The 13,229-nt window shown below is 67.6% G+C and carries 13 protein-coding genes and 1 pseudogene; 10 read left to right on the forward strand and 4 right to left on the reverse strand.

The window, feature by feature from the left end; all coding sequences use genetic code 11:
- Positions 1 to 66: 66 nt before the first annotated feature.
- The gene (locus tag KVF89_RS23400; RefSeq protein ID WP_257429011.1) at positions 67 to 1,704 is read left to right on the forward strand and encodes an exonuclease domain-containing protein; all 1,638 of its coding nucleotides are present in this window, start codon (positions 67 to 69) and stop codon (positions 1,702 to 1,704) included.
- Positions 1,701 to 2,486, forward strand: coding sequence for a hypothetical protein (locus KVF89_RS23405; protein WP_257429013.1), 786 nt, complete (start codon positions 1,701 to 1,703; stop codon positions 2,484 to 2,486). The genes KVF89_RS23400 and KVF89_RS23405 overlap by 4 nt, the downstream gene beginning before the upstream one ends.
- 493 nt (positions 2,487 to 2,979) lie before the next feature.
- Here the strand turns inward: KVF89_RS23405 and KVF89_RS30645 are convergent.
- From KVF89_RS30645 to KVF89_RS23420, 3 genes and pseudogenes are all read right to left on the reverse strand, one after another.
- Positions 2,980 to 3,901: pseudogene (locus KVF89_RS30645) on the reverse strand (alpha/beta hydrolase).
- Positions 3,891 to 5,372, reverse strand: coding sequence for a flavin-containing monooxygenase (locus KVF89_RS23415; RefSeq protein ID WP_257429017.1), 1,482 nt, complete (start codon positions 5,370 to 5,372; stop codon positions 3,891 to 3,893). The pseudogene KVF89_RS30645 and the gene KVF89_RS23415 overlap by 11 nt, the downstream one beginning before the upstream one ends.
- Positions 5,373 to 5,457: 85 nt before the next feature.
- Positions 5,458 to 6,477, reverse strand: coding sequence for an AraC family transcriptional regulator (locus KVF89_RS23420; RefSeq protein ID WP_257429019.1), 1,020 nt, complete (start codon positions 6,475 to 6,477; stop codon positions 5,458 to 5,460).
- Between the two features lie 79 nt (positions 6,478 to 6,556).
- Here KVF89_RS23420 and KVF89_RS23425 point away from each other — a divergent pair, with 79 nt between their 5' ends.
- The 6 genes from KVF89_RS23425 to KVF89_RS23450 all read left to right on the forward strand — a co-directional run bounded on the left by KVF89_RS23425 (position 6,557) and on the right by KVF89_RS23450 (position 10,972).
- Complete coding sequence (locus KVF89_RS23425; protein ID WP_257429021.1) at positions 6,557 to 7,576, forward strand: zinc-dependent alcohol dehydrogenase; 1,020 nt, start codon at positions 6,557 to 6,559, stop codon at positions 7,574 to 7,576.
- A 63-nt stretch (positions 7,577 to 7,639) separates the two neighbouring features.
- Positions 7,640 to 8,062 (forward strand): tautomerase family protein, encoded by a 423-nt coding sequence (locus tag KVF89_RS23430; protein ID WP_257429022.1) that lies wholly within the window; start codon positions 7,640 to 7,642, stop codon positions 8,060 to 8,062.
- A gap of 30 nt (positions 8,063 to 8,092) precedes the next feature.
- Positions 8,093 to 8,947: a thioesterase family protein gene (locus KVF89_RS23435; protein WP_257429024.1), complete on the forward strand. Its 855-nt coding sequence runs from the start codon at positions 8,093 to 8,095 to the stop codon at positions 8,945 to 8,947.
- Positions 8,948 to 9,063: 116 nt separating this feature from the next.
- Positions 9,064 to 9,885 carry an amidohydrolase family protein gene (locus tag KVF89_RS23440; protein WP_257429029.1) on the forward strand — a complete coding sequence of 274 codons (822 nt, stop codon included), beginning with the start codon at positions 9,064 to 9,066 and terminating at the stop codon, positions 9,883 to 9,885.
- 35 nt (positions 9,886 to 9,920) lie between these two features.
- A complete protein-coding gene (locus KVF89_RS23445) occupies positions 9,921 to 10,511 on the forward strand; it encodes a carboxymuconolactone decarboxylase family protein (RefSeq protein ID WP_257429031.1) in 591 nt (196 codons plus the stop codon).
- Positions 10,508 to 10,972, forward strand: a complete 465-nt coding sequence (locus KVF89_RS23450; RefSeq protein ID WP_257429033.1) for a hypothetical protein — start codon at positions 10,508 to 10,510, stop codon at positions 10,970 to 10,972. Before KVF89_RS23445 ends, KVF89_RS23450 begins: the two co-directional genes overlap by 4 nt.
- A 466-nt stretch (positions 10,973 to 11,438) precedes the next feature.
- Here the strand turns inward: KVF89_RS23450 and KVF89_RS23455 are convergent, their stop codons facing one another.
- Positions 11,439 to 11,783, reverse strand: coding sequence for a winged helix-turn-helix transcriptional regulator (locus tag KVF89_RS23455; RefSeq protein ID WP_257429034.1), 345 nt, complete (start codon positions 11,781 to 11,783; stop codon positions 11,439 to 11,441).
- Positions 11,784 to 11,836: 53 nt separating this feature from the next.
- On the opposite strand from KVF89_RS23455, the gene KVF89_RS23460 reads away from it, so the two are divergent.
- Complete coding sequence (locus tag KVF89_RS23460; protein ID WP_257429035.1) at positions 11,837 to 12,463, forward strand: NAD(P)-dependent oxidoreductase; 627 nt, start codon at positions 11,837 to 11,839, stop codon at positions 12,461 to 12,463.
- Positions 12,464 to 12,627: 164 nt separating this feature from the next.
- Positions 12,628 to 13,197, forward strand: coding sequence for a lipoprotein LpqH (locus tag KVF89_RS23465; RefSeq protein WP_257429037.1), 570 nt, complete (start codon positions 12,628 to 12,630; stop codon positions 13,195 to 13,197).
- Positions 13,198 to 13,229 lie beyond the last annotated feature (32 nt).

The following is a 13,229-nucleotide window of genomic DNA, read 5'->3' on the forward strand; positions in this document are numbered from 1 at the left end:
GCGGCCCGCTTCGCCGAAATGCAGAACCCGTCGAATGTGTCGGCCAGTGCTGGGACAGTGCTGACCATGGGATTCATGGACCGGTTCCGCAAGCATGAGACGCCGCCCGAGCAGCCGCAGCTGCCGGTGCGGCTCGATCAGCCGCGTTTCGCGGTCATCGATATCGAGACCACCGGCCTGTCGCCACAGTTGGATCGCATCGTCGAGATCGCGGTCGTCACGACCGACCCGTGGGGCAGGGTCCTCGGCGAGTGGTCAACCCGAATCAATCCCGAGGGCCCGGTCGGAGCCACCCACATCCACGGCATCAGCGCTGCGGACGTCGCAGGAGCGCCGGTCTTCCGTGACGTCATCGCGGCACTCACTCAGCAACTCGCCGGGGCAGCCCTCGTTGCACACAACGCCGAGTTCGATCTCGCGTTCGTCCGCGAAGAGTTCCGACGCGCGGGCTGGGACATGCCGGCCGCGCCATCGCTGTGCACGCTCCGCGCATCCGATTACCACCTGCCCAACCTTGACCGCCGCCGTCTCGCCGACTGCTGCTGGGCCGTCGGGACGCCTTTGACAGGTGCTCACTCCGCGCTGGGTGACGCGCGGGCGACCGCTGTTCTCCTTGCCGCGTTCATGCACCCGCACATCGGTGCAACTCCGCTGGCCGAGCACTTGGCTCTCCCGGAGCAGGCGATACGAGTCCGCTGGCCAGCGGAGCCCAACGGCGCCGTCCTTCGTGACGTCGCCATGCCGCGCACCGACAACCCGGCCTACACGCCGTCGACGGCGCCGGCCTCCACCGCGCCCGAGGCCCTCGTCTCGATGGTCGACCACTTCTCCCTGCTCGACGCCGTCGCGATGGGCGCGCCAGAGAGCGGCATCGCCTACCTCGAAACGCTGGCAGAGGCACTCGAGGACGGCGAGATCTCAGACGAAGAAGCGGCTGGTCTAGTGGCGTTCGCACTGACGATGGGCCTCACGGCAGAGGACGTCACCGCCGCGAACGAAGGCTTCGTCCAGGCCCTCGCCATCGAGGCACTCGACGACGGCAAGGTGTCTCGTGCCGAGAAGGCCGAGCTCCTGCGAGTTGCGGACCTCCTCAACATCAACCCGAAGGTCGTGCCGACCGTCCTCGACAAGGCTGAAGCCGCCCGCGAGCAGCGCATGAGCGCAGGCCTCGCTCCGCTTCCCGACGACTGGTCGCTCGGTGAGCCGCTGCGCGTCGGTGACAAGGTCGTGTTCACCGGATGCGCCGCGTTCGACCGACCCGGCATGGAGCAGCGAGCAGAATCGCTCGGTGTCCTGGTCATCGGCTCGATGTCACCGAAGGTCGCCCTCCTGGTCAGCGATGGCACCATGGACGGCGGCAAGGCTGGTCGAGCGCGGGAGCTCGGCGCACGTGTCGTGCACCCGGACGACTTCCGCCTCTTGCTCGACCACCTCCAACCCGCGCGGCCGCGCGAAGTGAAGGCACCGCCGAAGCCGCAGAAGGCGGCACCGCCCAAGGCAGCCACCTCGGCCCCCGTCGACTTGCCCGAAGACGTCACCCCTGCCGACGTTCGCGAATGGGGACGACAGAACGGCTGGGAGGTCGGCGTGCGCGGGCGGCTCAACCAGGAGCTGTTGGCAGCATTCGTGGCGGCGTCGGACAACGTGCCGGCCGAGCCGCATGACGGCGCTCCTGGGCCGCGCGATCGAGCCCAAACGCCGTGACTCCCGACCCTGGACCGACCGACGCGCAGTTCAAGCTGATTTGGGATCGCAACCTATGCCCCGATATCGAGAAGCTGATGGCGCGGATGGACGACCTGAACGACTTCCGGGTGCATCCCAAGTCGTGGTTGGGAACCGACGACGAATGGGCCGACCCGTTTCAAGTCTCACACGCCGTCAAGCAATGCCTCGTCGCTGCAGTGGATCACCTTCACGCATGCAAGGTTCTGGTAGCTGACGCTGGAGCGATGCACCTGGCGGCTCCCGCATCGCTGGTCCGCGGCTCCCTGGAGAGTGCAGCCGCCGGGTTCTGGATGCTCCACCCGAAGGAACGCGGGGCGAGGGTTGTTCGCGCGCTGCAATGGCATGCCCAGGACTCCCACGATGAACACGTCGCTCTCTCGGGCATCAACCCCAACGCGGACGAGAAGAAGGCAGTTCGGACAGCTCGTCTCCTAGAGGTGGCAGGTCGCCACACCGAAGTGGATGCCGGTGTGCTGAAGAAGAGGCTCAACAGCACAACAATGGTGGATTATGCCGACCAGAACACTCGCGATGACCTCAAGGTCTTGCTCGTTTGGCGCATGTGCTCAGGCTTCGCGCATGGAAGGCAGTGGGCGGCGTTGTCCTGGGGCCTGAGGGAGACCTTTCCGACTGCAGACCCCGACGTGTTGGCGGTGAAGTTCACCAACGACCTCAGCCGGATCGTGATGCTTGCTCTCACCGCGACTCGGCTCATCGATGAGGTGGTGAAGCTTCACGCCAAGCGGTCACATCGGTAGTCGATCTAGTGTCGCCGCCGTCGCTGTCTACGCCGGCGAACTTTGACGGACTCGGCGCGCCCAGCCTTTTTGGTCAAGCTTCCCCGCGGAAGGTTCGTCAATCTTCGCTGCATCTCGACACCTGTTCGATGTCGAGATGCAGCGAACATTGACAACTGGCCGTCAATGTCAAGATCTACAAGAGCGGTCGACTTTCCGGACTTGGGTGCGGTGACGGCTGAGCTACACGCTGGTAAGCACGGTCGGCTGCCTGCGGCCGGGGAACGCAGCCGTGAGGGCACGTAGAACAGAGCAGTGTCAGACCGCAGGCGCGAGAGACGAGAGGAACCAGCCACGCGTTGAGAGCACCCGCCTCGTGCGGCGCGGTGCACCGGGTGAGGATCGGCAACCGGGCCCCGTGCCGGTTCGGTTCTGCTCGGGAGTGGACAGGCAATACGCACAGTCGGTTGCGCGGCAGGTTCGCATCCGCTGCTCTGGCAGGCCCGCTATGGCCTCACAGGACTCGTCGGAGGAGGTCGCGGATTCGGTGGATGAGGTCATCACTGGCTGCCCGAGCTCCTCGACTGAGGTGTCCCATGTCTGCGAAGCCGTGGATCATTGCTTCGTAGCACTGATAGTCGACGTGCACACCGGCCTCGCGGAGAGCGTCTGCGTACGCCCTGCCTTCATCTCGTAGGGGGTCGAACTCGGCGGTGGCGACGAGTGTTGGCGGTTGATTGGCGAGGACGTGCGGTGGTGCAAGGAGTGGCGAGTGCCGGAGGTCGTCCTCAGCCGCAAGCTCGGACAGGTAGTGGCCCATGAACCAGTCGACGGTGTCTGCCTCAAGGAAGTAGCCGGAGCCGCATTCGTGGCGTGATGGATGTGATCCGAAGGGGTCTGCCGCGGGGTAGATCAGGACCTGGGCGGCGGTCGAGGTGCGCTTGGACGACCACGGCTGCGAGGTTTGCGCCCGAGGAGTCTCCGCCGACGGCGAGGACGTCCGTTCCGCCAAGTTCCCGCCGCTGACTGCTGGCCCAGGTGACGGCTTCGAGTGCGTCGTTCACGGCCGCTGCGAACGGGTGTTCGCGCGCCAGACGGTAGTCGACGGAGACGACGACGGTCTCGGCGCCAGCGCAGATCCGTCGGCACAGCTGGTCGTGGGTGTCCAGGTCGCCGAGGACGAAGCCGCCGCCGTGGAAGTACACCAGGGTCGGGAATGGCCCGTTGCATGCCGGGCGGTACAGCCGTCCGGGCCGACTCCCGGCGGTGACGTTCTCGACAGCCCCGACCGGCTGCCTGAGATTTGGGGGCACGATGTCAGCGCTCATCGCGCGCATCGCCTTACGGGCGTCCTCTGGTGTTGATCGGGCGATCGGTGGGTACTGCGCCGACTGAATCGCCCTCAGAAGTTCGCGGATACCTTCGTCAAGCGGCATTGCTATCGCCGGTCCTCGGTTCGGCGCGAAGCGTGTGGCTGAAGTCGTTTCGGAGCGTGGCGATGGCGTCGAGGAGGTAGTTCTGTTGCATCTGCCAGGGGGCACGTGGGCCTTGCTTGGGGAACGCGCCGACCGATCGCTGGATGTAGCCGGAGGTGAGTCCGAACAGCGGCAGCGGCTCCAAGGTCTTGTCGGCCTGCGGCGTTACGGCGTCGATGCCTTTGGCGGTCATCCAGTTGAGGACCTTGCACACCAGTCTTGATGAAAGGTCTGCGCGGAGGGTCCAGGAGAGCCGGGTGTAGCCGATGCAGAAGGCGAAGTTCGGGATGCCGCTGACCATCGCTCCTTTCCAGACGAACTCGTCCGCGACATTCACCTTCACCCCGTTGATGCTGGGTTCGAGGCCTCCGAAGGTCTTGAGCTCGAGGCCGGTGGCGCTGATGACGATGTCGGCCTCGAGAACCCGTCCCGAGGTCAGTCGGATGCCGTTGGGGACGATGGTGTCGATGGTGTCGGTGACCACCTCGGCGTGGCCGGCTTTGATGGCCTTGAAGATGTCGGCGCCGGGCGCGGCGCAGAGTCGCTGCTCCCAGGGACGGTAGGTGGGTGTGAAGTGCTCCTCGACCGCGTCGGGGCCGAGGATCCGGTGGGTCTGGGCGAGGAGCAGCTTGCGGGCGCGGTCGGGGAAGCGTTCGCAGTATTGGTGGAAGGCGATGCTGAATGCGACGTTCTTCGCGCGCGCGAAGCGGTGAGCCGCCTTCTCGGGGAGGTGTTCGCGCAGCCAGTCGGCCTTCGTGTCCTTGCTCGGGACGGCACTGATCCAGGTGGCGCTGCGTTGCAGCATCGTGACGGGCGTGGTGGCTGAGGCCATCGCCGGCACCAGCGTCACGGCGGTCGCCCCGCTACCGATGACCACGACGCGCTTGCCCTCGTAGGCGAGGTCGTCGGGCCAGAACTGTGGGTGGACCACCGTGCCGTCGAAGGTGTCGACGCCGGGAAAAGGCGGCGCGTGTCCTTTGTCGTAGTCGTAGTAGCCGGCGCAGGCGTAGATGAACGAGGCGAGCATCGTGCGGGTCTCGCCGGCCTGGTCGACGGTGACGGTCCAGACCTGGTCCTCGGTTGACCAGTCGGCAGCGGTGACCCGTGTGCCGAAGGTGATCTTCTCCTCGATGCCGTTCTCGACGGCGGTCTCGCGAATGTAGGCGAGGATGGCCTCGCCGCTCGCGATGGACTGGGCCTCGCGCCAGGGCTTGAACGGGTAGCCGAGTGTGTACATGTCGGAGTCCGAGCGCACCCCGGGATAGCGGAACAGGTCCCAGGTGCCGCCGAGCTCGTCACGGGCTTCGAGGATGGCGTAGGTCCGGTCGGGGCATTCGGTCTGGAGTCGGTAGGCGGCACCGATGCCGGAGAGCCCGGCTCCGATGACGAGGACGTCAACGTGGACCGGAAGGGTGGAGGCGCGTTCGCTCATCCTCTGACTGTGCGCGCCACGCGAGCCGGTCGTTTACCTCATCACGACAGAGTTTTTTCTTGGCGCGACAGCCGCCGACCGGCTACTACCTTGCTCCGTCTGTGGCTTTCGCCCTCATCCGGCTGGGGGCTTCTCCCCACCAGCGGTGTGCTGCTCGGGTGAAGGACGGCTGGTGGTCGAAGCCGACCATTGCGCTCACATGCCCGACGGGCAGGTCGGTGCCGAGCAGGAGCCGTAGAGCCTTCTCGCGTCTCGCGTCGTCAACGATCTCGCCGAAGCTTGTGCCCGCGTCGGATAGCTGGCGCTGCAGGGTTCGCGGGTGGATCAGCAGCAGCCTGGCGACGCCGTCGAGGCTGGGAGGCGTGGTGCCGAGCGAGTCGAGGACCGGCACGCGTACGCGTGAGACGATGTCCTCTCCGCGGTCGGCCGCCCGGCGGGCCAGGTAGGCGATCGCGAGCTGATAGATGGTGTCGTCTCCTTGTCGGAGCTCGCGCCGCGCGACCTCGGGCGGGAAGCGGAGGACGGCGGCCCGCAACGGTCGCCCGACGTGCACAGGTGCGCCGAAGAAGTCCCGGTAGGTCTCCAGCGGGCCGGGCGGCACGTAGGGCAGCTCGACACTGCGCAGCCCGTAGGAGCCGCCGCCGACCTGGTTGAGCACACGGTGGGCGAAGCCCAATCCCATGTCGGTGGTCTGCACGGGCCCGTGCTCGTTGACGGGGCGGTAGTACAGCGCGACGGTGCCGGCCCTCGAGCGGGGGTCCTCGCCGAGGGTGAGGGTGACGGCCTGGCTGTGGACGCACATGTACCGGGTCAGGCAGTCCAGGGCGTCGCCGAGGGTGCGTGAGTTCGTCAAAGCGACAGCAAGGGGCCCCAGCACCGAGAGCGACTGCTTGGCCGCGATCCGCAGCCCGAAGTCGTGGCAGCTCAAGTCGGTGGCGGCGGTCTCGATCATGGCCGCGGCCGACTCGGGTGCGACGGTGATGTCGTCCTGGTCGAGACATCCCGCCGGAAGCCCGGCCTGGATGCGGTAGGCCTCCGGGTCACCACCCAGCCCCGCAACAACTTCTCGGAACCCGCGCAAGGTTGCCGACCGCACGAACGTCATGTGACCCATTGTCGCGCACAGTTAAGAAGCTGTCGTGCACGGGTAAACAGAAATCGGCGCTTCGGACAATGCTGTGGCCATGAGAGCACTGATGTTCGTTCGTCCCGGTGAGCTTCGCTTCGATGAGGTCGATGCGCCGACCATCGTGCAGGCCACGGACGCCCTGGTTCGCCCGATCGCGGCAACCACGTGCGACCTGGACCATCACGTGATCCAGGACAAGACGCCCTTCTCGCCGTTCGGGCCGTTCCCGCTGGGTCACGAGTGTGTCGGCCGGGTCGTCGAGGTCGGCCCTGACTGCACCGGCATCCAGGTCGGCGACGTCGTCGGCGTCGCCTGGCACATCGCCTGCGGAACCTGTGAGGAATGCCGCCGCGACCATCCCGCGCGTTGTCTCCTGCACGGGGACGCCCAATACGGGCTCCCAGTCAACGGCCTGTGGGGTGGCACGTTCTCCGAGCTCATCCGCGTGCCGTACGCCGACTACAACCTCCTCAAGCTCCCCGACACGGTCAACCCGGTTCACCTGGCATCCATCGGCGACAACTTCGCCCTCGGCTGGGAGACCGTCATGCCCACGATTGCCGGTATGAGCGAGCCCAAGATCGGCGTCTTCGGCGGCACCGGCTCCATCGGCCTCTACGTCGCGGACGTCGCCCAGCACCTCGCCCCCGGCCACGCCATCTACTACGACGACGACCCCGTCCGCACGGGGGTCGCCGAGAAGCTCGGCATCGAGGTCCGCGACCTGCGCGAGGGCTACGACACCGACCACGACCTGTCCGTCGACGCGACGTGCGACCCCCTGAAGCTGAACAAGGTTCTGGAGTCGGTGCGGCCCGAGGGCTACGTCAACTCGGTCGGCATCTACTTCAAGCCCGTCGAGATCCCGCTGCTCAGCCTGTACCTGCGCGGCGTGAACTTCCACAACGGCAAGGGCCAGGCCCGTCCCGCCATGACGCCCATCCTCGAGAACGTCGTCAACGGCAACCTCCACCCCGAGATCGTCACCAGCGGCATCTACGAATGGGACCAGATCCCCGAGGTCCTGACCAGCGAGGACCCCGGGCACAAGCCCATCTTCTCCCTCGACAGCTGAATTGCTCCAACCGCTACCCAGACCCCACCCTGGCCACCGCTCCGGCCCCTGAGGAGATCCACCATGCCGCAGATCCAGCTCACCGTCCCCGAAGGTGCCCTCACCCCCGAGGGCGCCGCCGGAATCCAGTCCACCCTGGCCGCCACGCTGCTGAAGTGGGAAGGCGCCCCAGACAACGACTTCTTCAAGTCCCTCGCCTGGTCCTACCTTCACCAGCTGCCCGCGGGTACCCAGATCACTGCAGGCGACGACGACCCCCGCTTCCGCATCGACGTCACCGTCCCAGCGGGCGCGCTGAACGACGAGCGCAAGGCCGGGCTGGCACGAGAGGCCACCGAGCAGGTCCTAGCCGCCGCCGGGCTCGGCCAGGACCAGGCGCTGCGGGTATGGGTGCTGATCCACGAGCAGGCCGACGGCACCTGGGGCGCCGGAGGCCAGATCTTCCGCTACGCCGACCTCGTCGCCCTCGCCAAGGGCCAGGGCTGACCAGCGGGAGCCGCACAGAGAGCTACCGCGATGGGTGACAACGCGCTCTTTCGGCTGCTCGACAGCGACCTTCCCGCTGACGCCGGTGACGAACCGCGGGCGCGGATCGAGACCTTCGAGTCCACCGACGCGGTCCAGGGGCCGTGGGGGCCGATGCAGCACGGCGGCGCCATGGCCGGGCTGCTCGCCCGGGCGCTGGATCGCTGTGCCCCACGACCCGACACGCGGCTGGCCCGCATCACAATCGAGCTGCTCGGGCCGGTCCCGATCACCGAGCTCCGGGTCCATGCACGCATCGCGCGACCCGGTCGGCGAATCGAGCTGCTCGCGGCCGAACTGGAGGCCAGGCTGCCCGACGGCAACTGGCGCCGCTTCGCGGCCGGCTCCGCGTGGCGGCTGGCCTGCCAGGACACTAGCGATATGGCCAGGGACGCCGACGCCACCCGGCCCCTGCCTGGCCCGGAGACAGCAGGGCTGCTCGATCAGGTGCTCCCGGTGTCATGGCGTCAGGGCGGGTTCGTCGGCGCCCTGGACTGGCGGGTCTCACACCGCGGTGGCCCGCCAGGCGAGCCGACCTTGGCCTGGGCCAACCTGACTCGCGACCTGGTCGAAGGCGAGGCCGCCTCACCTCTCGAACGATTGATGGCGATCGCCGACACCGCCAACGGCGTCGGCGCACGCCTCGACCCGCACCGCTTCCTGTTCCTCAATACCGAGCTGACCGTGCACCTACACCAGCCCCCCACCGGCCACTGGTTCGGGGTCGAGGCCGAGACCTCCGTCGGCTCCGACGGTATCGCCATCAGCAGTGCAGTCCTGCACTCGGAGACCGGTCCCGTCGGGCGGGTCGACCAAAGCGTCCTCGTTGAACGCCGCACCGCATGACCGCCCAACCCCCGCCCATCGACTTGGGGGCAAGCGGGCGCAGGCCCGAGGTCCGGGCGCCGGCCGATGAGGCCGAGCAGGTCCGAGACCGTCTGACCGGAGTCGGGCTGGAACAGATGATCGACATCCATACCCACTTCATGCCGAAGCCGATGCTGGACAAGGTGTGGGCCTACTTCGATCAGGTCGGTCCGCTCACCGGTCGCCCGTGGCCGATCGCGTACCGGCTTGATGAGGCCGAACGGTTGCATGTGCTGCGCTCCTTCGGTGTTCGCGCTTTCACCTCCCTTACCTACCCCCACAGGCCCGGTATGGCGACGTGGCTCAACGACTGGTGTGCCAGCTTCGCCGCGGCGACGCCGGACTGCGTGCAGTCGGCCACGTTCTACCCCGAGCCCGGCGCGGCGGCGTACGTCGCGCAAGCCCTCGACCGCGGTGCCCGTGTGTTCAAGGCCCACGTCCAGGTCGGCGACTACGACCCCAACGACGCGCTGCTCGACGACGTCTGGGGGCTGCTGCAGGAGTCTGCGACCCCCGTCGTCATTCACGGCGGGCATGGCCCTGCCCCGGGTAGGTTCACTGGCCCCAGCACGATCGCTAGGCTCCTTGCCCGTTTCCCCCGCCTCGTGCTTGTCGTCGCCCACCTCGGACTGCCCGACTACGCCGACTTCCTCGACCTCGCCGACAAGCACACCCAGGTCCACCTCGACACCACGATGGTCTTCACCGAGTTCACCGAACAGAGCAGCCCCTTCCCGCCGACCCAACGCAGCCGCCTCCTGGACATCAGCGAGCGGATCCTCTTCGGGAGCGACTACCCGAACATCCCCTACCCCTATCTCAGCGCCGTGGACGCGATCCTTGCCCTCGACCTCGGCGCCGCGTGGAACCGCAGTGTGCTGCACGACAACGCCGCTCGCCTGCTCCGGATCGCCTGACCTCTACCCTGTTGCCGACCTGCGAGGAGCGACCCATGCCCAACTTTCGACTCCCCGAGCTACCAGACTCCTCGCGCGAGCTGCTCGAACGCGTCGTGCCGCCACCGAACCGACCACCTCTGCTGTACCTCGCGATGGCCGCGAACACCGAGATCCTGCGTCAGTACGTCGAAGGCCCGATCCTGAGTCTGCGTGGACTGCTGCACACCGGACAGCTCAGCCCCGGCGACCGCGAGCTGGTCATCCTGCGCGTCACCGCCCGCCGTGGCGCCGAGCACGGATGGGGTGTGCACGTCGCGTACTTCGGCAAGACATCCGGTCTCGCCCCGAGCCAGGTCGAAGCCACCGCCACCGACGCCGAGCCGACACCTCCCTGGTCAGCACGGCAGTCCGCGACCATCGCCTTGGCCGACGCCGTGGCCGACGTCCGGGCCCTGACCAATGAGCAGCAGCGCCAGATCGACGACGCCCTCGACGACGCCGAACGCGTGGAGATCCTCGCCGTCGCCTCGCAGTACCTTGGCATCTCCGCGATCTGCAACGTCCTCGCGATCCCGACCGAGCCGGGAGCGCCGAAGATGCCGCAGCCCACCCCGCTCCGAGCCCAGGAACCGAGAACATCGTGAACAAGGCAGCTGACCGCCGCCTCAACGCCTTGCGTGGCACGGATCTCGATGATCTACACAGGGCCGGGGTGTGCCCCGCCCCCGGCGAGCTCGCGGGCACCATGGACGGCGCGGTCCTGACCGGAAGCCTTGCCCTCGTTGGGGTCCGATCACTCGGAATCTGGCGCGGCAAGATCTTCGATGAACAGGCAGGCGAGGTGAGTGGCATCAACCGCCTCGGAATCGGCCCGGTCGAGGTCCGCCGCTACCGATTCACCGCCCGCCGAGCCACGTCGCTGTTCTCCGACCGCGAGGTCCTGTGCCTGGACCATGACTCACCGGAGAACCCAGACCGCATCAGGCGCTTCCACGACGAGCTCGTGCGCATCGAGCCCGGCCTCTATCTCGCGACATCCCACTGCAGGTACGGCCAGGAATTGCGTCTCCTCGCCTACTTCGCGCTCGCAGCACCGTCCTCTTGAGGAACCACCAACGGGATCGCCGCAGTTCGCCAGTCATGAGCGACCACCGGCGTCCCGCAAGACCCGTCCGGCATGATTCCCGGCGACCCTCCCTCATTCGGCGCAGCAGTGCGCGCGCCTACTTTGACGACTTCGTTCCAGCTATTGCTTTCCGTCAAGGTGCGTTGCGGAAGGCTCGTCAATCCTGGCTGCAACTCGACACTGTTGTCGAGGGGCAGGGAATCGTGACAACTGGCTGTCACGGTCAAGATCGACAGGTCCGGTGGACAAGCCGTCGAGACGAGGGTGTGAAGACACCCGACGTCAGGGGCGGGACGGGGACCCATGGCGGGAAGGGCACGGGTTCAACCCGCCTCGCCGGAGCCGTGCCCCATGGCGTGCCGTCCCCGTGTTGCGTCGTCCTCCGAGTCGGCACCGAGGTCGACCGGACGGACGACCTCGGGCGTGGTGAGGCCGTTTCCAGCAATCAGCCGACCGGGTCGCGGGCGTCGAGGAGGTCGTCCCAGTGTTCGGAAGCCCACGCGCACCACACCTCGAGTTGGGCCAGGAGGCTCTCGCCCAGCGGCGTCAGCGCGTAGGTCACCGAACGTCCAACAGCCGAACGTGACACGAAGCCGTCACGTTCCAGGCGCCGCAGGGACGTGGTCAGCGCCTTCGCGCTCGCCCTGATCGGTACCCGGAGCTCGGAGAAGCGACGAGGCCCCTCCTCGAGGCAACGGATGACCAGCGGGGCCCACTTGTCAGCCATGCGGAGCGGGAGCAGGGTCGACGGGCAGATCTCATCGAACATGTCGGCTCGCAACGGCGTCATGGCGCCACTGTAGGTATCCGGTCGGTAACCGACGGTCGATCTAGCCTCACCCCATGGCAGCAACGAAGAGGATCGTGGTGATCGGGGCCCGCGGGCGCGCGGGGAGCGCCGCAGTGGCCGAGGCAGTGGCCCGAGGCCACGAAGTCACCGCGGTGGTGCGAGACCCAGCAGGGTACGAGGCCCCGGCGGACGTGACGGTGAGGGCCGGTGACATCACCGACCCCGCGACGCTGGCCGCTGCGGTCAGCGGTCAGGACGCCGTGATCGCCGCCGTCTACGACGCGGCCAGCGACCCAGCAGTCTTCCTTCCCGCCGCCGCACAGGGACTGGCTGAGGTCGTGAGGAGTGCCCGGCTGGTCTGGGTCGGCCTCGCGGCGCTGCTCCCGGACGCGACCGGGACACCGCTCATGGACACCTTCGAGTACCCGCAGGAGTACCGCTCGTTCTATCTGAGCCACCTCGCCGCCCTCGACGTACTGCGCGCGTCGGGCCTCGGCTGGGTGGCGATCAGCCCGAGCGGCGACTTCGATCATGGCGGCGCACCTACTGGCGGATACCAGTTGGCTCCCGGTGACGCCGCTGCGCGGATCACGTATGCCGACCACGCCATCGCCCTCGTCGACGAGGCAGTGGACGCGTCGCACCACCAGACTCATCTGGGGGTGGTCGCTCAGGCGTGACGGGCAGGAACGTACGCCGCGTCGTTTGACGAACCCGTCACGCACGTCGACCCGCTCAGCGGCGCGCTGCGGCCCACCGGAAGTTGGGATCGGTAGCTGGGGCGAGGGGATGGACTCCCTGCATGACGACGCCACTCGGGCGACGTAGTGAGAAGGGACAACCCATGAAGCTCAAGAACCTCCTGACCGCTGGCATCGCCGTCCTCGCTCTGGCCGGCACGATGACCGCCTGCTCCGAGGACGAGGGCGACACCACGACCGACTCCACCAGCCAGGGCAGCACCGAGGACTCCGGGTCGAAGGACGAGGCACCGGTGGACGAGGCGGACGAGGGCGACGCCGCGGTGGACGAGGGCGACACGAGCGTCAGCTCCGGCGGCGACACCTCGGTCAAGGTCGAGGGCAAGGACCTCGAGGGCCTCGACCTCAGCACCGTCACGTGCGTCAGGCAGGGCGGCAAGATCACCATCGCCAGCGGGGCGGCCGGCGGTCAGCAGGGCCTCGGCATCGTGCTGACCGACGAGGACGCACCCAAGGTGGAGGCGTTCTCGATGGTGGTCGACGGCACCGCGCTCGCGGTCTCCTCGATGGGTGGCATGGAGGTCGGCTCCGCCGAGGTCAGCGTCGACGGTGACACCTACACGCTCACCGGCGAGGCGGCCGGTGCCGACATGACGGACCCGACCGGCGAGATGATCACCAAGGCGTTCGAGATCACGATCAGCTGCACGTGATCGCGCCGCCCCTTCCGGCGCAGCCCTCCCCG

It is taken from the genome of Nocardioides carbamazepini (assembly GCF_024614185.1).
Lineage (GTDB): Bacteria > Actinomycetota > Actinomycetes > Propionibacteriales > Nocardioidaceae > Nocardioides > Nocardioides carbamazepini.